Consider the following 18,157-nt stretch of genomic DNA (forward strand, 5'->3'; position numbering starts at 1 on the left):
CGCGTGCAAGACCATGACCTCGCAGGTCAAGCCGACATGACCTCGCGCGTCATTGCCCACCTGCATCCGGTGGCGAATCATTCGCTCCGTCAACATTCCGGAGCAGATCGATGCATCGTCGTGATTTCCTCGCCTTGGCCAGCGGTACGATGGCGTTAATTGCGCTGGGCGTACGGGCTTCCACTCGCGAGCCAACTCGCGTTGCCACTAGCGAACCGTTGGATGCCGCCGCCTACCGTGCGCAGCGCCGCTTGGCCACGACGCGATTCGGACGGATCGCCTATCTCGAACGCGGCAGTGGTGCCGCGGCGTTGTTCCTGCATGGCTTCCCGCTCAACAGCTTCCAGTGGCGCGGTGTGATCGATCGTCTGTCGCCGTATCGCCGTTGCATCGCGCCGGACATGCTTGGCCTGGGCTATACCGAAGTCGCAACCGGCCAGAGCGTCGCGCCCGATGCCCAGGTGGAAATGCTGGCCGAGTTGCTCGACACGCTGGGCGTCGCGACGGTCGACCTGATTGCCAACGACAGCGGCGGTGCGATCGCGCAGATGTTCCTCGTGCGCTATCCGCATCGTGTGCGCACGGTGCTGTTGACCAACTGCGATACCGAACACGACTGCCCGCCTCCGGCGCTGTTGCCCGTGCTGGAGCTGGCGCGCAAGGGCGAGTTCGTCGCGAAATGGCTCGCACCCTGGCTGGCGGACAAGACGCTTGCGCGTTCACCGCAGGGGCTCGGCGGAATGACGTTCACCCATCCGCACAATCCCAGCGACGAAGCGATCGAGTATTACCTCTCGCCGCTGGTGGCCAATCCGGACCGCACCCACGCTTATGCCATCGCGCTGGATCGCAACTGGCTGGAAGGCTTCGGGGTCAGGCTGCGAAGCTCAAAGGTACCCGCGCGCATCGTGTGGGGCACGGGCGACACGATCTTCTCCGCAGAGGGCGCGGACTATCTCGATCGGAGCTTCGGCAATTCGCTAGGCGTGCGCCGCGTGACCGGCGCGAAGCTGTTCTTCCCGGAAGAGTTTCCGGACGTCATTGCGGAAGAAGCCCGTCGCCTCTGGAACGTGTGAGCGGCGGCTTCAGCGCTTGGCCACCTGGCCACGGCCGGCGACGGGATCGATCGAACGCAGGTACGCCCACACCGCGCGCAGCTCGACTTCTTCCATGTTGTTGTAGACCGCCCACGGCATCAGCGGATCGACGCTGGTGCCGTCGGGACGATGACCGGTGTGCATCAGGCGCAGGAACTCGTCTTCCTTCCACTGCCCGAGCCCGGTCGGATGCGGCGTGAGGTTGGCCGACGCCGGCTTGCCGGGAATGAGGGTGATGCCGCCGGCGAGATTCGCGCCGTGGCAGCCCGTGCACGATTGCGCGATGTAGCGGCCGTATTCGGGCGTGATCGCGGCGGGAGGTGCGTGGCGCTCGCGCGGTGCATGGTCGATGGTTTCCGCGGGCAGCAGCGGCAGCTTGCCGAGGGTGTAGAGCACGCGGCCGACGGGCCGCACGACGCTGGTGCCGGGGTCGTTGTCGCTCGCCGGGAGCGTGCGGATGTAGGCGATCACCGCGGCGACATCGGCATCGGAAAGGTCCGCGAATTCGCCCGACGGCATGATGAGCAGCGGCGTGCCATCGGGACGGATGCCATGGCGGATCGCGGCCGCAAGCGCGTCGTCGGTGTAGGCCGGGTTGCGCAGGCTGCGGGTGAGATTGGGCGGCACGATGCGGCCGAGCCCCGGATCATCGATCAGCACGCGCCCGGCGCCTCGGGGCCCGTGGCAGTCGCCGCAGCCGCGCGTATCGAACAGATGCCTGCCGCGGGCGAGCGCACCGGCATTGGCGTCCACGCGCAGCGGCGCATCGGCGACCGTGTAGGTGCGGGACATCCCCCTGCTGGTGACCGCCCAGGCCACGGCGAAGAGGCCGGCAACGCCGAGCAGGAGGAGGATGAGGCCGATACCGGCCCATTTCAGAAGTCGTCGCATGACCGTGTCCGTGATGTTTCAGGAAGCGGATACGCGGACGGAGCCCGGAACAGGCCAGCGCCGAGGCAACGGGACTCATGAAATCGTATTCAGCAGCCGGGCCGGTGCCTCAGCGCCGGACGACAGCCAGGTTGCGCAGGCGCCACAGGTGCGCGGCGCCGATATGGGCGATCGCTTCGAACGCCTGCTGGTAGCGGCTGTCGAAGAAGCCGGTTTCCGCGGCCTCGCTGTCGAGCACGCCGAGCAGGATTCCGTCGCGGCTGAGTGGGACCGACAGTTCCGACAATCCCGGCTGGTCATCGTGGATGTAGCGCATGTCTTCGCGCGTGTCGTCTACGCACTGCGTCTGCAGCAGCAGCGCGCATTCGCCGACGATGCCGCGACCGATGGACAGGCGCAGGCGCGATTCGAGCATGCGTTCGGCACCGCGCTTCGGTCCCCATGCGGCGGCCTGGACAAGAATGTCGCCGCTGGTGGGGAGGTACATGACGCAGTCGCCGAGATTGAGTTCGCGGCCGGTGTATTCGCACAGGACCCATGCGGCGTCGTGCGCGCTGTCGGTTTCCTGCAGTTGCTCGTCGAGCCGCGTCAGCAGGGCGTCGCGGCGCTCGAGAAAGCGGGTGACGGTATCCACTGCGCTGGCTCTCCGGACGCGTGAGGGCGAAGGGTAAACCAGATCTTGCGGAGGCTGGCTGTTGCCCAAGGGAACGGACGAAACTTCATGAGTGACGTGGTCGGGACACCGGCACGTCGTCATGCGGTCGCGACTCAGCGCGCTGGCAGCACTTCGATTTCCGCGCCGCCGATCGTCACGCGCTGGCCCGCGTGGATCTTGCAGGTCTTGCGCAGCTCCACGACGCCGTCGACGCGCACCGCGCCGCTGGCGACCAGTTGCTTGCCGGCCCCACCGCTGTCGCAAAGCCCGGTGAGCTTGAGCAGCTGGTTGAGTTCGACGAAGTCGCGATCAAGCTCGAAAGTGAGGCGTTGCATGGAGCCACCTTTGCTGAATGGGGCGGCAGGGTCGCAGCGCAACGGGCTGCAGTGCAAGCGGAATGTGACCGCCAGCCCAACCATTTCGAGAACATACGCCTGCGTCGTTTGCGGTGGCGCGGATGTGGCCGGACAATGGCCGGGCCTTAGGGGAGAACCGCTTGAACACTGCTGCATCGAACACCGTATCCGCCGCTCCGTCCGTCAACCTGCGCAAGCTCTGCGCTCAATTCGCCACTCCCCATGTTGGTCGCGCCGTATGGCAACTGATCAACACGATGGTGCCGTTCGCCGCGTTGTGGGCGCTGATGGCATGGAGCGTGGTGGGCGAATGGGGCTACGGCTGGACGTTGCTGCTCGCCGTTCCGGCGGCAGGTCTGTACGTGCGCACCTTCATCATCCAGCACGACTGCGGACATGGCTCGTTCTTCGCGAGCTCGCGCGCGAACGACATGGTCGGCCGCGTGCTCGGCATCGTCACTCTGTTCCCGTATGGCTACTGGAAGAAGACGCACGCGATCCATCACGGCACGTCGGGCAACCTCGACCGCCGGGAAATGGGCGACATCGAAACCCTGACTGTTGCCGAGTACCGCGCACGTCCTTGGTATGGCCGCCTGGGCTACCGTCTCTATCGCAGCACGCCGGTGCTGCTGGGCATCGGGCCGCTTTACCAGTTCGTGCTCAAGCACCGCTTCCCGTTCGATCTTCCCTTCACCTGGAAGAAGGAATGGGCGAGCGTGCTGCTCAACAACCTCGTCCTGCTCGTCGTCGGCGGCCTGATGGGCTGGGCGATCGGCTGGCACACCGTGCTGCTGGTGCACCTGCCGGTCGTGCTCATTGCCGGCGCCGCGGGCGTGTGGCTGTTCTATGTCCAGCACACGTTCGAAGAGGCGTACTGGACGCGCAAGGACGAGTGGGATTCCAACCAGGCGGCGATCGCCGGCAGTTCCTTCTACGACCTGCCGCGCGTGGTGCACTGGTTCACCGGCAACATCGGCTATCACCACATCCATCACCTGGCGAGCCGCATTCCGAACTACCGCCTGCGCGAGGCGTTCGAATCCAGCCCGCTGCTGCAGGCCGCACCGCGCATCACGCTGTGGACCAGCCTGAAGAGCGCGCGCCTGAAGCTGTGGTGCGAAGAGACCCGGCGGATGGTCGGGTTTCCGAGGCGCGCGACGACATAATTCGTCGACCGGTAAGACAGAAAAAAGCGGGCGTTGGCCCGCTTTTTTTTGCGCTCCGGCTGTCCGCGGCTAATCACGTTCGAAACGCGCCAGTTCTCCCAACTGCCCGATCGCCCGGCGCAGGCTGTGGCCTGCGAGGTCGTCGGCAAACCGGGCCGGCTCGCCGGTCTCCTTCGCGCGACGGGCGATGCGCCGCGCAAGCCACACGCTGGCCATCAGTGCGAGCACGCCGAAACCGAGGTTGCTCCAGACGAACGCCGGCGCCGTCGCGTAGAGATCGATGCCGAGCCAGTGTTTCACCCCCACCACGAAACCCACCGTCCACAACAACCACCACGGCAGGCCGAGCAGCAACGTGCTCCAGATCCGCAGCGTGCGCAGCTGGATGAGGCGGCGCTGCAATGCGAGCACCGGTGAGGAATAGTCCATCGAAGCCATGATGCAGATCTGCAGGACACTGCTGACCACGGTGACGACCGCGTAGGCATGCAGGGCCAGTCCAAACACGAGCAGATGCGGTACGGCGCGATGTTCAATCCAGAAAGGCGCGACGACGGTGGTCACCGCGATCCAGATCGCGACCTGTAGTGACTGGCCGGCCATCAGCCGGCGCAGCGTCGAGCGGACGCGATCCGTCCGGCTCTCGCGATAGAGCTGCAGCCCCAGCTTTCCTGCGCTGTCCAGCCGTTGTTCCATCGAGCGCCAGGCCAGCTTGAGTTCGTCGAGTTCCATGGTCGTGTCCTCAGGAAGAAAAAACGGCGCGCATGCGCTGCTTGAGACGGCTGATCTTCGTGGCGATGTTGCCTTCGCTGATGCCGAGTACGTCGGCGATCTCGCGATAGCTGCGGTCTTCCAGGTACAACAGCAGCAGCGCGCGGTTGAACGGATCCTGCTGCGCGATGAAGCGGTGGAGCAGGCGAAGCTGCTCGCTGGTTTCCGGATCGCTACCTTCATCCGCAATGTCGTGCAGGACGTCCTCAAAAGGAATGGCATGCTGCCGGCGATGACTGGTGTTGCGCAGGTGCGAAATCGCCACGTTCAGCGCGATGCGGTACATCCATGTCGGGAAGCTGCGTTCCGCGTCGTAACCCGGAAATGCGCGCCAGAGCTGGGCGGCGATTTCCTGCGCGAGGTCGGCCCGGTCTTCGGGATGCGAACAGTAGGAGTACGCCACCTTCAGCACGATGCCGCGATGGCGTTCGAGCAGTTCGCTGAACTGCGCGCGCGTGCTGGCCTGCGTGGCCGCTGCGATCTGCATGGAAAGTCAGTTCCTTCCTGGGCGGGAGTGGAGGCCGGTTTTCGGAAGGTGATTCGCGGCAGCGGGCAATTCCTTACACGGCCGCTGCATCCCGCGTTGACGTGCCCTCATGCAGGATGAGGCTGGCAGGAGGCGGAGCGCGGTCATGCGCAGCAAAACGTTGAGGTTCGGAAAAGGCTTCCGCGTCGCCTTTGAAGTGCGCAAGGCGCAGGCCGCGGAGATGGTCATTGCGCCGGGCGGTAGCGAAGGCGGCCCGGACAATCGCCATCGCGGCGCGGACCAGTGGCTGTTCGTGCTGTCGGGCAGCGGCGTGGCGTCAGTCGAAGGCAAACGCGTGCCGTTGAAGGCGGGCAGGCTGCTGGTGATCGAGAAAGGCGAGCGCCATGAGGTGCGCAACACCGGGCGCACGCTGCTGAAGACACTCAATTTCTACTACCCGCCGGCGTTCGATTCGCAAGGTGATCCGAAGGGGCCAGGGCGCGAGTAGCGGAACGCACCTCAGCGGATCGGCAACCGGATCTGCCGTCCGCGCCATGACAGCATCACGCCGTCCTGCTGGATCGCCTCGATCGTGGCTTCGCCCACGCGATCGCCCTCGCTGACGCGCGTGCCGTCGATGATCGCGAACCGGCTCCCAGCATCGGACGTCCACATGTGCATGCTGACTTTGAGCGTCGGCAGTTGCGCGCGATCCTCCGATGAAAGATCCGAGAGTTTCACCGGAACATCGGGACTGGCGAAGGCGGGCGCGTTCGCGGAGGCAGGTGCCGGAAGCGGCTCGAGCGAGGCGACTTGCGCAGGCGCGGGTAATGCCGGTTTCGGCTCGGCTGCGCCAGGTGCACGTGCGGGCACGGATGCTTGAGTCTGCGCTGCTACCATCGACGGCACGGCCGGGGAAGGCGGTGATGGTGCGGGCGGCGTCAATTTCCCGGGTATGGCGGACGCCGACGAACCGATGGCCGGTGGCGAAAGGCTCGGCAGCGCACGTGCTGCCGGAGAATCCAGCGGTCGAGCCGGTGCGGTTTCGCCAGCAATGACCGTTGGGTCCCCGACGGAGGCGTCAGCAGCGCCGCCGCTGGAAATTGGTTCCGCCGATGGACGCAGCCACCACACCACGAGCAGCAGCGTAATCAGCGCCGCACCGATCACCGGCACCAGCATGGTCCAGTTCGGCGGCGGGCGCCGGATAGCGGGCGCGACCGGAATCGCATCCGTGAGCAGGTCCGGCGTCTGTCCGCGACGACGCTCGGCTTCGGATTTGCGCAGAGCTTCGAGGATGAGCGACATGGCTACTCCAGGCTTCCCAGCAGGCGCGGCCCGTCATTGTCGCCGGAGGCGAGCGCCATCAGCGTTTCCGCACCGATCACGCCGTCGCTGGCGAGACCGTGGTCGTCCTGGAAGCGGCGCACCGCGGACTGCATGTCGGCATCGAGCGTGGCCACGGCGTCGACCGGGAGGTAACGCGTGGCGAGGTGATCGCGTATCCATGGCAGCGAAGGATTGCTGTCGGTGACGGGCAGCGCGAGGTTGGAGGGCCCGCGCCACAACGCCGCGTATTCGCCGTTCCAGTAGCGGGAGAGCGCGATGCGGTCGATGTCGAGCGTGCGCCCGTCGAGCATTATCCGCGCGCGGCGTGCGTCGGCCCCAAGCAGCACGGCCCAGGCGTCGCGAGCAGCATTGCGAAGATGCAGCAGCACGGGGCGATCCTGCGTCACGAGCCGGTCGAGCGAACCGCGCGTACGCAGGCAGTAGGCTTCGGCGGAAACCGCGAACGGGCAGCTCGCCGCGATGCCGATGCTGAGATCGTCGGAAGGCAGCTTCCATAGCTCGAGCAGCTGTTTCCATGCGAGCGGTGACGCGGGCGCCGCATTGCCGATACGCGCTGCGAGCGCATCTGCATCGAGCGATTCGATGGTCGGCTTGTTCGCTTTCGCCTTGGCGATCGCAGGCACGGCCGACGCGGTCGCTGCAGCCGCTTCGGGCAACGGCTTCCCAGCCGTTTCCGACGCGCGCCACGCGTAGACACCCGCAATCAGCAGCAAGGCCGCGGCACCCACGCCGGCCGGCAGCAGCCAGCGCCGGCCGGCAAATCCGGACTTCCTGGGCGCGAGCGTTTCGCGCGCCGCACGATCGACCATGCGCGCATCGAGGCGGGTGTCGTCGTGCGCGTAACCGCCGAGCAACGCGCGTTCGGCGATCACGTTGATCAGGCGCGGGACGCCGCCCGAATGTGCGTGGATGCGCTTGATCGCGGCAGCGTCGAAGGGCAGGTGCAATCCGCCGGCGACGCGGTAGCGGTGGCGAAGGTAGGTGGCGGTTTCATTCGCGTCGAGCGGAGTGAGGTGATAGCGGGCAGTGATGCGTTGCGCGAGCTGGCGCAGCTCGGGCCGCGCCAGCATTTCGCGCAGTTCCGGCTGGCCGAGCAGGATGATCTGCAGCAGCTTCTGCGTATCGGTTTCCAGGTTGGTGAGCAGCCGTACCTGTTCCAGCGCTTCGATCGAAAGGTTCTGTGCCTCGTCGACGATCAGCACCACGCGCAGGCCTTTTGCGTAAGCATCGAGCAGATAGGCGTTGAGCCCGTCGGTGAGCGCCTTCACGCTGCCACGCCTGCCTTCGATCGGCAGGTGCAGTTCCTCGCAGATGGTTTCCAGCAACTCGACGGGCGACAGGCGCGGGTTCAGCACCAGCGCGACGCGCGTGGGCACACTGGTTTCGAGCTGGGAAATCTGCTCCAGCAGAAGCCGGCTCAGGGTCGTCTTGCCGGTACCTACTTCGCCGGTGAGCTGCACGAAGCCGCCGCCACCACCCTGGCCGATGCCGAACAGCAGGTGCGCGAGTGCGTCGCGATGGCGCTCGCTGAGGTAGACGAAGCGCGGGTCGGGCGTGATCGAGAACGGCGGTTCTTTCAGGCCGTAGTGCTCGAGATACATACCGGGACCTGCAGGATGGGCCACTGGGCTGCCATTAGCCGCCACCGCGTGGAGCAGGTCAACCCCTCCGGCGGCGGATGCGACGGGCTTTCAACCGCGCGAACGCAGGCAGGCGGCTCATTCGGCCGCGCCCTTGGATTCGGCGGTACACAGCACGTCCTCCTGCAGCGGGCGCGGCGAGCCAAGCAGGGGATACACGAACACGGCCGTGAGGATGATCGCCACCCCGAGGTAGAACTGGGTGGTGAGTTCGCGTTGCTCGCCCAGCAACAGGATGGCGAGGACGATGGCGTACACCGGTTCGAGATTCACCGCGAGCTGCTGCGCGAAGGCGCTCATGTGCCGCAGCGCGATCAGCGACAGGGTGAAGGGCAGCAGCGTGCACGCCAGTGACAGGGCGAGCAGCAGGAGCAGGTCGCGCGTGCCTGGCATCACCAGCAGGTCGCCGGCGAACGACGGAAAGATCAGCGGCATCAGTGGCGCGAGCGCGGTGAGCACGATCGCACCCGCCCCGAGTTCGAGTGCGGTGACGGTGAGCGGGTCGGCATGTTCGACGAGGCGTTTGTTGAGGGATCCGAACACCGCGACGAGCAGTGCCGACAACGCGCCTACCGCGATGCCAACGCGCATGCCGTGCGGCACGCCGCCGACGACCAGCACCACGCCGGGCAGCACCAGCACGCCGAGCGCCAGTTCGCGCTTGGAAAACCGTGTACGGGTCAGCCACGGTTCGATCATCGCGACGAACACGGTCCCGAGCGCGATGCAGGTCGCGCCGACCGACGCATTCGAAAGCTTGATGGCGCCGTAAAAGGTGAGCCAGTGCAACGCGACCAGCGCGCCGATGCCGGCATAGGCGAGCATCAGGCGCGGCGACATCGCGTGCAGGCCACGCCAGACCCGCGGCACCAGCGCGAGCGCGGCGACGACGATCAGCAGGCGCCACCAGACCAGCGGCAGTGCCGGCAGGGAAATCATCTTGCCCAGGATCGCGGTGAATCCCCACAACACCACGCAGAAATGGATCTGCAGGAAGGCCTTGCGGGTGGGATTCATCGGCATGGGAGCGTGGTCGGCATGGGTGTCTGGTGATTTTCAAGGTCGCAACCCACGGTCGCGATCCGCCTGCGCTAGTGTTGCAGAGTCGCGCGACCGGGTAACGTGACTCTCGCCGCGATGCCTGCGGTTCTGGACGGCGTGGCACAGCGTCAGGGCCAGTGCGCGATCGATAGAAGGAGAAGGCATGAGCCTGTCGTATCGTTCCGCCCGGACGTCCGCCGCGCTGGTGGCGGCCGTCGCTGCGTTCGCGTTGGTGCTGCAGTACGTGCTGCTGGTTGGCGCGACGCTCGGCACGATCGGTCCGGTCCTCGCCACGGTGCGCTTCTTCAGTTACTTCACCATCCTCAGCAATCTGCTGGTGCTGCTGATCACGGCTACGTTCGCCTTCATGCCCGAATCCGGTTTGGGTCGGTGGTTCGCCCGTCCGCTGGTGCGTGGCGCGGTTGCGCTGTGCATCGGCGTGACGTTCGCCATCTACGCGACGATCCTGCGCGTGCTGTGGGAACCGCAGGGCGCGCAATGGTGGGCCGATTCCAGTCTTCATTACGCGGTGCCCGTGCTGTATCTGCTGTGGTGGCTCTTTGCGGTTCCGCATGGCGTCCTGCGCTGGAGCGACGTACTGCGCTGGCTGCTGTTTCCGCTGGTGTACCTGTGCTGGGTGTTCCTGCGTGGCGCATGGGTGAACGAGTATCCGTATCCGTTCCTTGATCTCGGCGCAGTCCCGCTGCCGGATGTGTTGCGCAACTGCGCCGGTGTGTTCGTGGTCTTCCTGGCGCTGGGCGCGGTGCTGGTGGCCATCGATCGCTGGAGCGCGCGCGCGAAGGCGGCGGCAGCGACATGAGCGAAGCACTGATCGAGCACCTGCGCGACCTGTTCGAACCACTCGGGCCGATTTCGGCACGCGCGATGTTCGGCGGCTACGGTCTCTACTTCGAAGGCGTCATCATCGGCGTGATCATGGACGAGACGCTGTACCTGAAGACGGACGCGGAAACGCGCGGCCGCTTCGAAGCCGCAGGTTGCGCACCGTTCGTCTACGACATGAAAGGCAAGCCGCTGCCAATGAGCTATTGGTCGTTGCCGGAAGACGCGATGGATTCGCCGCAGGCGATGCGGCCGTGGGCCTTGCTGGCGATCGAGGCGGCGCGCCGGAAGCCCGCGCCGAAGCCGCGCCGCAAGCGCCGCTCTCCCTAGGCTCGGCAACGCCGACTCTTGTCGAACGGAGCGTGCTCGGCGGGGCAAGCTCCGCTCTACAAACTGACGTCGGTCTTGGGCAGGCCGATGAGCCAGTCGACGAAACTTCGCGCCGCCGGCTTCAACCGTTTGTGCGACGGATACACCACGGAGTACCCCCAGCGCGCCTTGATCGCGGGTCCCGGCAATCGCGTCAGCACCCCCGCGGCGAGATAGGGCGCGACGATCTTGTCGCGCGCCAACGCCGCGCCGAGTCCGTGAACGGCGGCGTTGAGCGCCGCGGTGCTGTCGCTGAAGCGGTAGCGTTCGTCCGGCGTTGCGCCATGCACGTCGGCGGCGCGCAACCAGTCATGCCAGCCCTGTCGCGCCAGGTCGGAAACCAGCGGCAGGCGCAGGATGCCGGCGGGATCGCGTACGTTTTCCACGCCCGGTAGCGTGGGCGAAGCGACCGGGAACAGGTAATCGTCCATCAGGTGATGGGCAGTCAACCCAGGCCAATGCCCCGGACCATGGCGAATGCCCAGGTCGGGCCCGCCGTCATCGAAGCGTGTCAGCGCCACTTCGGTGTCGACGGTGAGCTGGATATGTGGATGCGAGGCCGCGAACTGCGGCAGCCGCGGTTGCAACCACGTGTACGTCAGCGAATGCAGCGTGGTGATGTGCACCCGGTGCTGCTCCGACCGCGCAATCCGCAGGCTGCGCACGACCCCTTCCATGTCCGCCATCGCGCTGCCTGCCGCGTCGGCGAGCTGGCGACCTTCGGCGGTGAGCGACACCCCGCGAGCATGGCGCTGGAACAGGACCACGCCGAGCCGTGCTTCGAGCTTGCGCACGTGATGGCTGACCGCGCTGGCGGTGAGGTGCAGCTCTTCGGCTGCATGGGCGAAGTTCTGGTGGCGTGCGGCGGATTCGAACGCCGCAAGGGCCGGAAGGAGGTCCGCGCGCAGGGCCATATCAACGTCCGTAGATGCCTTCGGCACGAGGTGCGCCGGGCTGGTGGGTCATGAAGCGTCTGATACGTCCGAGTGCCCGGTCCAATGGTTGTTCCCCAATCGCCGCCGTGCGGCGCCGCGCTCGCAGCACCACCTGGCGGCTATCGGAAAACAACGCACCACGTGCTGAAGACATCTACTGACGGAGCCTCAAATCTGGTTTGTGTCTGCCGGCGAAAGTATGCGCTTGTGCCGAATCCGTGTCTGCCGGAAATTGAGCGGTGCCCGCATTGCAGTGCCGGGCAATTCCCCCAATGCCATGCGCCTACGCACAGGAAGTTTCCCATGGGCCGACTCGAAGCAGTTCCCGTCTCCACGCTGCAGGCATCGCGGATCGACGACGTGCCGGCCGTGCGCATCGGCGCCGGCTGCATGCGTCGCGACCTGTCGTCCGACGGCAGCGTGCGCGTCTGGGTAGTCGACATGGAGCCGGGCAGCATCTGGCCCTACGTCGATGACCACGATACCGGCGAGTACTACTACGTGATCGAAGGCGAGGTCATCGAAGGCAGCAAGCGTTACGGCGCGGGCACCTACGTCCGCTTCCTGCCCGGCACCAGCCACCGGCCGCGCACCGACACCGGCGTGCGCCTGTTCGGCTTCAATCTCGACCCGGCCGCGATGAGCGCCGCGCGCGAAGCCACGAGCCGCACGCACCGCTTCAATTACAGCCAGGGCTGATGCCCTCCGTCCAGGGAAGAAACCATGAACGTCATTGCCGACAACCGTCCGTTACTGCGCGCAAATGAGCGCGCGTGGCTCACGCCGGTCGAACTCGCCGTGCTCGGCGCGATCTGGGGCGCATCGTTCCTGTTCATGCGCGTTGCAGCGAACGACTTCGGCCCGATGCCGCTGGTGGAAGTGCGCCTGGGGCTGGGATCGCTGGTGCTGCTGCCGTTCCTGTGGCGCGAACGTTCGCGTTTCACCTCCGGGAAGCTGTGGGGCAAACTCGCGCTGATCGGCGCGATCAACTCCGCGGTGCCGTTCATGCTGTTCGCCTGGGCGGCGCAGCGTGCACCGGCGGGCGTGGGCGCGATCTCGAACGCGATGACGGTACTGTTCACGGCGCTGGTTGGTTTCCTGTTCTTCGGCGAGAAGATCGGTGCCAAGCGAGCGGTCGCCTTGTTCACCGGCTTCGCCGGTGTGGTCGTGCTCGCCAGCGGCAAGATTGCCGGCGCGAGCATCGGCTGGGCCGTACTCGCCGGCAGCGCGGCGGCGTTCCTGTATGGCATCGGCATCAACCTGGTGCGCCGTCATCTCACCGGGCTGCCGCCGGCAGCGGTGGCATCGGCCACGCTGGGAACTTCGACCCTGCTCACGCTGCCGTTTGCCGTCGCCAGCTGGCCGCAGCATGCGATACCACTGAAATCGTGGATATCGGCGGGGATGCTCGGCGTGCTCTGCACCGGCATCGCCTTCGTCATGTACTACCGCCTGATCGCGCGCATCGGCGCGAGCCGCGCGTCGACCGTCACCTACCTGATTCCGGTGTTCGGCGTCGCCTGGGCCTGGCTGCTGCTTGGCGAAGCCTTAACCTGGACAATGGCAATCTCCGCTGCGCTCATCCTGGGTAGCGTGGCCATGAGCCAGCAACCGTCGCGCTGATCCTGCGACGCGCATTCCGCGAGGATGCCTTCATGATCGCCCGACTCTGGCATGGCACCACGCGCCTTGATCGCGCGGATGCGTATTCGACCTTCCTGGGTGAGCGGGCGATGCCCGATTACCGAGGCACGCCCGGCAATCTCGGCGCGCAGGTGCTGAGGCGCGACGAGGGCGATGTCGCCCACTTCGTCACCCTGAGTTACTGGGAGAGCGAGGACGCGATCCGCTCATTCGCGGGGACCGACCTGCTCAAGGCGAAGTACTACCCGGAAGACGAAAGCTACCTGCTCGAATTCGAGCCGCAGTGCGTGCACTACGAAGTGCGCTCGGCCGGCTGAAGGCCCGCCTGCCACGGATCGTCAACTGTAGGAGCGCCCTTGGGCGCGATGCGTTGGCGCCCCGGAGTTTCGCCCCGAGGACTCTCGCCGGAGCAATCGTTATTGCTGCAGCTGCCTGATCAGCGCCATCGCTGCGGCCGGATTGCGCTCCTTCGCCGCGCTGATGAAGAACACGTACACGTCGCGCGCTTCCGCCGCCGGCGTGCCGTTGACCGCGATGTAGGGCAGGTCGTCCGGATGCTGTCCGCGCGCCCACTGGCGCGCGCGGCTGGCCCAGTGGGCGAGTTCCTCTTCCGTGTAGCCCGTTTCGATCTCGCTGCGAGAGCGCATCAGCCGCGCATAGACGAAGTCGGTGGTGAGATCGGCGAACGACGGGTAATCGCGGGAATCGGTGAAGACGGTGCCCAGCCTGCGCTCGCGCATCAGCGCGATGAAGCGTGCGTCGACGAACGATGAATCGCGCACGTCGAGCACATGGCGCATGCGGCGGCCATCGACTTCATCCGGCAGCAGGTCGAGGAAGGCGGTGAAATCCTCGCGTTCCAGCTTCCTGCCGATGTCGAACTGCCACACCACGGGACCGAGGCGGTCGCCCAGCGACGCGATGCCGCCGAGAAAGTCCTCGATCTGCGCGCCGGTATTGGCGAGCACGCGCGACTGCATGATCCGCATCGGCGCCTTGAGCGAGAACACGAAACCTTCCGGCGTTTCCGACGCCCACTTCGCATAGGTCGCGGGTCGCTGCGCGCCGTAGTAGGTACCGTTGATCTCGATCGCGCTCAGGTGGCGCGACGCGTATTCCAGTTCGCGCCGCTGCACCAGGCCGGGCGGATAGAAGTTGCTGCGCCACGGCGCGTACGTCCAGCCACCGACGCCGACACGGATGCCGTCGATCGCAGGTGTCGACTCGGGGAAGGCTTCGGGCTGCGGCCGTGCTTTTGCCATGGTCTATCGGGTTCCGGTTTCGCGGGCATGCACCCGGGCGCGCACGTTCGCCAGCAGGGCGTCGAGCGCGGCGCGGTCAAGATAGTCGCCCTTGAGTACGACTGCGTGGATGGCGCGGGTCGCGCCGATGTCCTGCAACGGATTACGGTCAAGGAGCACGATGTCGGCCACCTTGCCGGCGGCGATGTCGCCCGAGTCGCCTTCGTGGCCGAGGAAGGCGGCACTGCGCAGCGTCGCCGACTGGAGCGCCTGCAGCGGCGTCAGGCCGTAACGCACGTACTCGCGCAGTTCATCGTGCAGGCCGATGCCCGGGTAATCGAAGGAGTTGAGGAAACCCGCATCGGTGCCCGCGAGAATGGTCACGCCTGCTTCCTGCAGCAGCGGCAGCAGCGCAGCGCTCATTTCGTACACGCGATGGCGCGCGGCGATGGCGTCAGCGTCGTCCTTCGCGGCGCGCTCGACGCGCCAGGCATAGGTCGCCTTCAGGCCCGGCCCGATGTAGTGCAGGTAATCGTCGTCGTGGTGGTCGTCCTGGTCGAGGTAGGCGGTCACGCGGCTGCCGTAGAGCGTCGGCGTGATCGCGGTGCCGCGCGCGGCGAGCTTGCGATACGCGGCGAGGGCGGTGTCGTGGTCGAAGGAATCGGCTGCCTGCACCAGGGCATCGCGATAACTCAGTTTGCCCATCGCCGATGCGTCGGCGATTTCGCGCTCGCGCGTCGAGCCGGCCTTGAGCGCGTAGCCCATGTGTTCGATCGAATCGAGTCCGGCGGCGCTCACATCGTCCAGCATCAGCGACATCGGCACGTGCGCCGAGGTCTTCATGCCGCGACGTTCGCCCTCCGCAAGCGCCGCCTTGAACAGCTGCGGGGAGAGCGCGCTGTCGGTGATCTTGATGAAGTCGACGTGCATCGCTTCGAGCTGGTCGAAGGCGGCACGCAGTTCGGTTTCGTTGGCGACTTCGAGGTCGCCCGGCCAGATCGATCCCTTGCCTTCGATCTTCGGACCCGAGGTGTAGATCGTCGGCCCCTGCAGTTCGCCCTTGCGGATCTGTTCGCGCCACTGCAGCACCTGCGTGCTGAGGTCACCCGCGGCATCGCGCACGGTGGTCACGCCATGCGCCACGTACAGCGGCAGCAGGTCGCGGTTCTCGTCGACCAGGGCTTCGCCACCGCCGAAGTGCACGTGCATGTCCCAGAGCCCCGGGATCGCGTACGTTCCCTTGCCGTCGATGGTGCGGGTGGCACGGAAGCGCGCGGCTTCGCGATCGTCGGCCACGGCGACGATGCGCTGGTCGCGCACGGCGACATGGTGATGGTCGAGCAGGCGTCCGTCGTGCAGATCGACGATGGTGATGTTTTCGACCAGAAGGTCGACGGGAACGGCTTCGCGATGCGCGCAGGACACGAGCAGCAGGAGCAAGCAGGGCAGGGCGAAGCGGGGTTTCATGGCGTGGATATAGCCTGGATAGGTGTTGGGGCTTGTTGCGTCGCTTCTCTGACTTCGGGGCTTTGACCAGCGCTCAGGGTGAACGGGGGTGCAAACAGGAGGAAGAAGGATGCCGGAACCGCGGCGCGATCGAAGCGCCGTCGCGTGAAGCATGGAGCGACGGCGCGGGACGTGAGCGTGAAGCGAAAGCGGAAGTCAAAAGCAAAGTCGCTGGATCCCCGCCTGGAGCATGCGGGGATGACGCATCGGCAAAGCCGGGCGCGCTATGCGCGCCCGGGCCGATGCGTCACTTGATCTCCTCATCCAGCATCAGCTCACGCGCAAAGCGCACCGGCGGCGAGCCGTACGACAGCAGCTTGTCGTGGTACGCCTTGAGGTTGAACTTGTCGCCTTCGCGCTTCTGCACTTCGTTGCGCAGGTCGAGGTGTTCGCTGTAGCCGACGAAATAGGTCGGCAGCTGCGCCGACGTCAGCGACGCGCGCACCCACTTGCCGGCGGCTTCGCGCTCCTGCTGGAACGTGGTCACGGTCATCAGCTTCATCGCGTCGTCGCGGCTCATGCCGTCCACGTGGATCGCCTGGTCGAGGACGGCGTTCGCCATCGCGCGCAGCGCCCACTTGCGCTGGATCAGCTTCATCAGCGGATCGCCGTTCATGTAGTTGGCGTCGTCCATCACCTTCTCGCCGTACATGGCCCAGCCTTCGATGAAGGAACCCGAGCCGAGCACCGCGCGCAGCACCGAGGGATGCTTGTTCGCATGCGCGATCTGCAGGTAGTGGCCCGGCATCGCCTCATGGATGCTCAACTCGTGGATCGAGCGGGTGTTGTATTCGCGCAGGAACGAATCGACCTGCTCCTTGCTCCAGTCGTCCGGAATCGGCGAGACCGCATAGAACGTGTCCAGGCCCTTGTCGAGCGGGCCGGGCGAATCGCAGTAGGCGACAGCCACGCCGCGCTGGAATTCCGGCATCAGGATGATCTGCACCGGCGTTTCGGGCACCGATACCAGCTGCTTCTCGCGGGTGAACGCCGTGGCTTCGGCGGTGGACTGCTTGGCGAGTTCGACGACCTTGTCGCGAGCCGGGCGATCGGCATACGCCATTTCAAGCGCCGCTTCGATCACCTTCTGCTGCTGCTCGTCGCTCGGCGTGTCGGGCATTTCCGCCGGAGTGTTCGGCTTCCCGGCCAGGTGCTTGCGCGCGATCTCGTACATCTCCGCGCGCGTCTGCTTGATCGCAGCTTCGGCGCGGGTGCGGATTTCCTGGCGGGTCAGCGGAGAATTCAGCGCGAACGCGAGCTTCTCGTCGTACAGCTTCTGGCCGATGCGGAAGTCGCCCTTCGCATTCGGCACCAGGGTCTTGTCCAGCCATTCCTGGTTTTCGGCAACAGCCTTCTTCACCGTCGCGATCGCGGCGTCCAGGCGCATGCGGTCTTCGCCGGTGAGTTCGCCCGCATGCGGTGCGATCATGCCGTCGACGATGCTGGTGATGCCGGCGTTCTGCTTGGCGACGGTTTCGGCGTGGATCTTTGGGACGCGTCCGGCGTCGAGGTTCTCGCGCATCTGCGCGAACAGCTGCGGGATCTTCTCCATGCGCGCGGTCGCGGCCTTGAGGCGCTGCGGCATCGGCGCGAACTCGCGCGCCATCAACGTGTACAACGCACCGCCGGCGATGCCGTTGTACAGCTGCGGATCCCATGCCCAGCTCTGCAGCGTGTCCATCTGCCAGATGTCGTAGCGGATCTGGTTGCGCAGGATGGCGAGGTCGACCTGGTTCTCGCGCGAGAGCCTGCTCGCGTCGAGGGTATCGACTTCGGCCAGCATCTTCTTGCTGAAGTCGGTGAACTTCTGCCGGCCCGCGGCACTGAGATCCTCGATGCGGTCGTCGAAGTCGTGCTTGCCGGTCTGCGTGGCGCTGACGGGCTGCTGTTCCAGCCAACCATCCAGCCAGCGCCTGGAGACGTCGGCGAATTTCGCGTCGGCTTCCGCCGTCGCGGCCTGCGTGTTCGCGGCCGGCGTTGCGGTCGAAGCGGTGGTGTCCTGCTTCTGGCAGGCGGAGGTGGCGATCACAAGGGCGATCGCGATCGATGCAGGTATGGGACGCAGGCGCATGGTGTCAGGCATCTCGGGTAGGCGGCGAGCCGCGATTTCCCGAGGATATCGCCGTCGCGGTGGCGATGCGCGGGTCGTTCGTCGCGGCTTCGCGAAGGTGGCGGACGCGGCA

General features: G+C 66.1%; 20 protein-coding genes. 8 read left to right on the plus strand and 12 right to left on the minus strand.

What is annotated here, in order from left to right; genetic code table 11:
• Nucleotides 1-110 precede the first annotated feature (110 nt).
• The gene (locus ASD14_RS03465; RefSeq protein WP_056129101.1) at nt 111-1,076 is read left to right on the plus strand and encodes an alpha/beta hydrolase; all 966 of its coding nucleotides are present in this window, start codon (nt 111-113) and stop codon (nt 1,074-1,076) included.
• 9 nt (nt 1,077-1,085) lie between these two features.
• Here ASD14_RS03465 and ASD14_RS03470 read toward each other — a convergent pair whose 3' ends face one another.
• The 3 genes from ASD14_RS03470 to ASD14_RS03480 form a co-directional block, all read right to left on the minus strand.
• Complete coding sequence (locus ASD14_RS03470; protein ID WP_056129104.1) at nt 1,086-1,988, minus strand: c-type cytochrome; 903 nt, start codon at nt 1,986-1,988, stop codon at nt 1,086-1,088.
• 109 nt (nt 1,989-2,097) lie between these two features.
• The gene (locus ASD14_RS03475) at nt 2,098-2,622 is read right to left on the minus strand and encodes a GAF domain-containing protein (RefSeq protein WP_056129108.1); all 525 of its coding nucleotides are present in this window, start codon (nt 2,620-2,622) and stop codon (nt 2,098-2,100) included.
• A 134-nt stretch (nt 2,623-2,756) separates the two neighbouring features.
• Nucleotides 2,757-2,978, minus strand: a complete 222-nt coding sequence (locus tag ASD14_RS03480; protein ID WP_056129110.1) for an RNA-binding S4 domain-containing protein — start codon at nt 2,976-2,978, stop codon at nt 2,757-2,759.
• Nucleotides 2,979-3,139: 161 nt separating this feature from the next.
• On the opposite strand from ASD14_RS03480, the gene ASD14_RS03485 reads away from it, so the two are divergent.
• Nucleotides 3,140-4,168: a fatty acid desaturase gene (locus ASD14_RS03485; RefSeq protein ID WP_056129113.1), complete on the plus strand. Its 1,029-nt coding sequence runs from the start codon at nt 3,140-3,142 to the stop codon at nt 4,166-4,168.
• A 69-nt stretch (nt 4,169-4,237) separates the two neighbouring features.
• Here the strand turns inward: ASD14_RS03485 and ASD14_RS03490 are convergent, their stop codons facing one another.
• Nucleotides 4,238-4,900, minus strand: coding sequence for a hypothetical protein (locus ASD14_RS03490; RefSeq protein WP_056129115.1), 663 nt, complete (start codon nt 4,898-4,900; stop codon nt 4,238-4,240).
• A 10-nt stretch (nt 4,901-4,910) separates the two neighbouring features.
• Nucleotides 4,911-5,426 (minus strand): sigma-70 family RNA polymerase sigma factor, encoded by a 516-nt coding sequence (locus tag ASD14_RS03495; protein ID WP_056129117.1) that lies wholly within the window; start codon nt 5,424-5,426, stop codon nt 4,911-4,913.
• 145 nt (nt 5,427-5,571) lie between these two features.
• Here ASD14_RS03495 and ASD14_RS03500 point away from each other — a divergent pair, with 145 nt between their 5' ends.
• Nucleotides 5,572-5,913 carry a cupin domain-containing protein gene (locus ASD14_RS03500; protein ID WP_056129120.1) on the plus strand — a complete coding sequence of 114 codons (342 nt, stop codon included), beginning with the start codon at nt 5,572-5,574 and terminating at the stop codon, nt 5,911-5,913.
• 11 nt (nt 5,914-5,924) lie between these two features.
• Here ASD14_RS03500 and ASD14_RS03505 read toward each other — a convergent pair whose 3' ends face one another.
• The 3 genes from ASD14_RS03505 to ASD14_RS03515 all read right to left on the minus strand — a co-directional run bounded on the left by ASD14_RS03505 (nt 5,925) and on the right by ASD14_RS03515 (nt 9,418).
• On the minus strand, nt 5,925-6,713 hold the full coding sequence (locus tag ASD14_RS03505; RefSeq protein WP_056129122.1) for a general secretion pathway protein GspB: 789 nt from the start codon (nt 6,711-6,713) through the stop codon (nt 5,925-5,927).
• A 2-nt stretch (nt 6,714-6,715) separates the two neighbouring features.
• Nucleotides 6,716-8,380 (minus strand): ExeA family protein, encoded by a 1,665-nt coding sequence (locus tag ASD14_RS03510; protein WP_157475041.1) that lies wholly within the window; start codon nt 8,378-8,380, stop codon nt 6,716-6,718.
• A 93-nt stretch (nt 8,381-8,473) separates the two neighbouring features.
• Nucleotides 8,474-9,418, minus strand: coding sequence for a DMT family transporter (locus ASD14_RS03515; protein WP_056129127.1), 945 nt, complete (start codon nt 9,416-9,418; stop codon nt 8,474-8,476).
• A gap of 181 nt (nt 9,419-9,599) precedes the next feature.
• On the opposite strand from ASD14_RS03515, the gene ASD14_RS03520 reads away from it, so the two are divergent.
• Nucleotides 9,600-10,256 carry a Pr6Pr family membrane protein gene (locus ASD14_RS03520; RefSeq protein WP_056129129.1) on the plus strand — a complete coding sequence of 219 codons (657 nt, stop codon included), beginning with the start codon at nt 9,600-9,602 and terminating at the stop codon, nt 10,254-10,256.
• Entirely contained in the window at nt 10,253-10,609 is a 357-nt protein-coding gene (locus ASD14_RS03525; protein ID WP_056129132.1) for a TfoX/Sxy family protein, read from the plus strand. Before ASD14_RS03520 ends, ASD14_RS03525 begins: the two co-directional genes overlap by 4 nt.
• A 56-nt stretch (nt 10,610-10,665) precedes the next feature.
• Here the strand turns inward: ASD14_RS03525 and ASD14_RS03530 are convergent, their stop codons facing one another.
• On the minus strand, nt 10,666-11,562 hold the full coding sequence (locus ASD14_RS03530; RefSeq protein WP_056129136.1) for a LysR substrate-binding domain-containing protein: 897 nt from the start codon (nt 11,560-11,562) through the stop codon (nt 10,666-10,668).
• Nucleotides 11,563-11,886: 324 nt separating this feature from the next.
• On the opposite strand from ASD14_RS03530, the gene ASD14_RS03535 reads away from it, so the two are divergent.
• From ASD14_RS03535 to ASD14_RS03545, 3 genes are read left to right on the plus strand one after another with little or no spacing between them, the layout of a single operon-like run.
• Nucleotides 11,887-12,282: a cupin domain-containing protein gene (locus ASD14_RS03535; protein WP_082538721.1), complete on the plus strand. Its 396-nt coding sequence runs from the start codon at nt 11,887-11,889 to the stop codon at nt 12,280-12,282.
• 24 nt (nt 12,283-12,306) lie between these two features.
• A complete protein-coding gene (locus ASD14_RS03540) occupies nt 12,307-13,206 on the plus strand; it encodes a DMT family transporter (protein WP_056129139.1) in 900 nt (299 codons plus the stop codon).
• A gap of 32 nt (nt 13,207-13,238) precedes the next feature.
• Complete coding sequence (locus ASD14_RS03545) at nt 13,239-13,544, plus strand: antibiotic biosynthesis monooxygenase (RefSeq protein WP_056129141.1); 306 nt, start codon at nt 13,239-13,241, stop codon at nt 13,542-13,544.
• Between the two features lie 99 nt (nt 13,545-13,643).
• On the opposite strand, the gene ASD14_RS03550 is transcribed toward ASD14_RS03545, so the two are convergent.
• From ASD14_RS03550 to ASD14_RS03560, 3 genes are all read right to left on the minus strand, one after another.
• Nucleotides 13,644-14,489, minus strand: a complete 846-nt coding sequence (locus ASD14_RS03550) for a DUF72 domain-containing protein (protein WP_056129144.1) — start codon at nt 14,487-14,489, stop codon at nt 13,644-13,646.
• A gap of 3 nt (nt 14,490-14,492) precedes the next feature.
• Complete coding sequence (locus ASD14_RS03555) at nt 14,493-15,935, minus strand: amidohydrolase family protein (protein ID WP_056129147.1); 1,443 nt, start codon at nt 15,933-15,935, stop codon at nt 14,493-14,495.
• 286 nt (nt 15,936-16,221) lie between these two features.
• The gene (locus tag ASD14_RS03560; protein WP_235565304.1) at nt 16,222-18,057 is read right to left on the minus strand and encodes a DUF885 domain-containing protein; all 1,836 of its coding nucleotides are present in this window, start codon (nt 18,055-18,057) and stop codon (nt 16,222-16,224) included.
• Between the last annotated feature and the right edge of the window lie 100 nt (nt 18,058-18,157).

Origin of the sequence: Lysobacter sp. Root494 (assembly GCF_001427225.1) — a bacterium.
Taxonomy (GTDB): domain Bacteria; phylum Pseudomonadota; class Gammaproteobacteria; order Xanthomonadales; family Xanthomonadaceae; genus Agrilutibacter.

What these genes read in the sequence shown, in the direction of transcription:
- ASD14_RS03540 (WP_056129139.1), top strand. Translation starts at nt 12,307, where the DNA reads ATGAACGTCATTGCCGACAACCGTCCGTTACTGCGCGCAAATGAGCGC.
- ASD14_RS03500 (WP_056129120.1), top strand. Translation starts at nt 5,572, where the DNA reads ATGCGCAGCAAAACGTTGAGGTTCGGAAAAGGCTTCCGCGTCGCCTTT.
- ASD14_RS03470 (WP_056129104.1), bottom strand. Translation starts at nt 1,988, where the DNA reads ATGCGACGACTTCTGAAATGGGCCGGTATCGGCCTCATCCTCCTCCTG.
- ASD14_RS03515 (WP_056129127.1), bottom strand. Translation starts at nt 9,418, where the DNA reads ATGCCGATGAATCCCACCCGCAAGGCCTTCCTGCAGATCCATTTCTGC.
- ASD14_RS03490 (WP_056129115.1), bottom strand. Translation starts at nt 4,900, where the DNA reads ATGGAACTCGACGAACTCAAGCTGGCCTGGCGCTCGATGGAACAACGG.
- ASD14_RS03560 (WP_235565304.1), bottom strand. Translation starts at nt 18,057, where the DNA reads ATGCCTGACACCATGCGCCTGCGTCCCATACCTGCATCGATCGCGATC.
- ASD14_RS03495 (WP_056129117.1), bottom strand. Translation starts at nt 5,426, where the DNA reads ATGCAGATCGCAGCGGCCACGCAGGCCAGCACGCGCGCGCAGTTCAGC.
- ASD14_RS03530 (WP_056129136.1), bottom strand. Translation starts at nt 11,562, where the DNA reads ATGGCCCTGCGCGCGGACCTCCTTCCGGCCCTTGCGGCGTTCGAATCC.
- ASD14_RS03545 (WP_056129141.1), top strand. Translation starts at nt 13,239, where the DNA reads ATGATCGCCCGACTCTGGCATGGCACCACGCGCCTTGATCGCGCGGAT.
- ASD14_RS03505 (WP_056129122.1), bottom strand. Translation starts at nt 6,713, where the DNA reads ATGTCGCTCATCCTCGAAGCTCTGCGCAAATCCGAAGCCGAGCGTCGT.
- ASD14_RS03465 (WP_056129101.1), top strand. Translation starts at nt 111, where the DNA reads ATGCATCGTCGTGATTTCCTCGCCTTGGCCAGCGGTACGATGGCGTTA.
- ASD14_RS03520 (WP_056129129.1), top strand. Translation starts at nt 9,600, where the DNA reads ATGAGCCTGTCGTATCGTTCCGCCCGGACGTCCGCCGCGCTGGTGGCG.
- ASD14_RS03555 (WP_056129147.1), bottom strand. Translation starts at nt 15,935, where the DNA reads ATGAAACCCCGCTTCGCCCTGCCCTGCTTGCTCCTGCTGCTCGTGTCC.
- ASD14_RS03525 (WP_056129132.1), top strand. Translation starts at nt 10,253, where the DNA reads ATGAGCGAAGCACTGATCGAGCACCTGCGCGACCTGTTCGAACCACTC.
- ASD14_RS03550 (WP_056129144.1), bottom strand. Translation starts at nt 14,489, where the DNA reads ATGGCAAAAGCACGGCCGCAGCCCGAAGCCTTCCCCGAGTCGACACCT.
- ASD14_RS03480 (WP_056129110.1), bottom strand. Translation starts at nt 2,978, where the DNA reads ATGCAACGCCTCACTTTCGAGCTTGATCGCGACTTCGTCGAACTCAAC.
- ASD14_RS03535 (WP_082538721.1), top strand. Translation starts at nt 11,887, where the DNA reads ATGGGCCGACTCGAAGCAGTTCCCGTCTCCACGCTGCAGGCATCGCGG.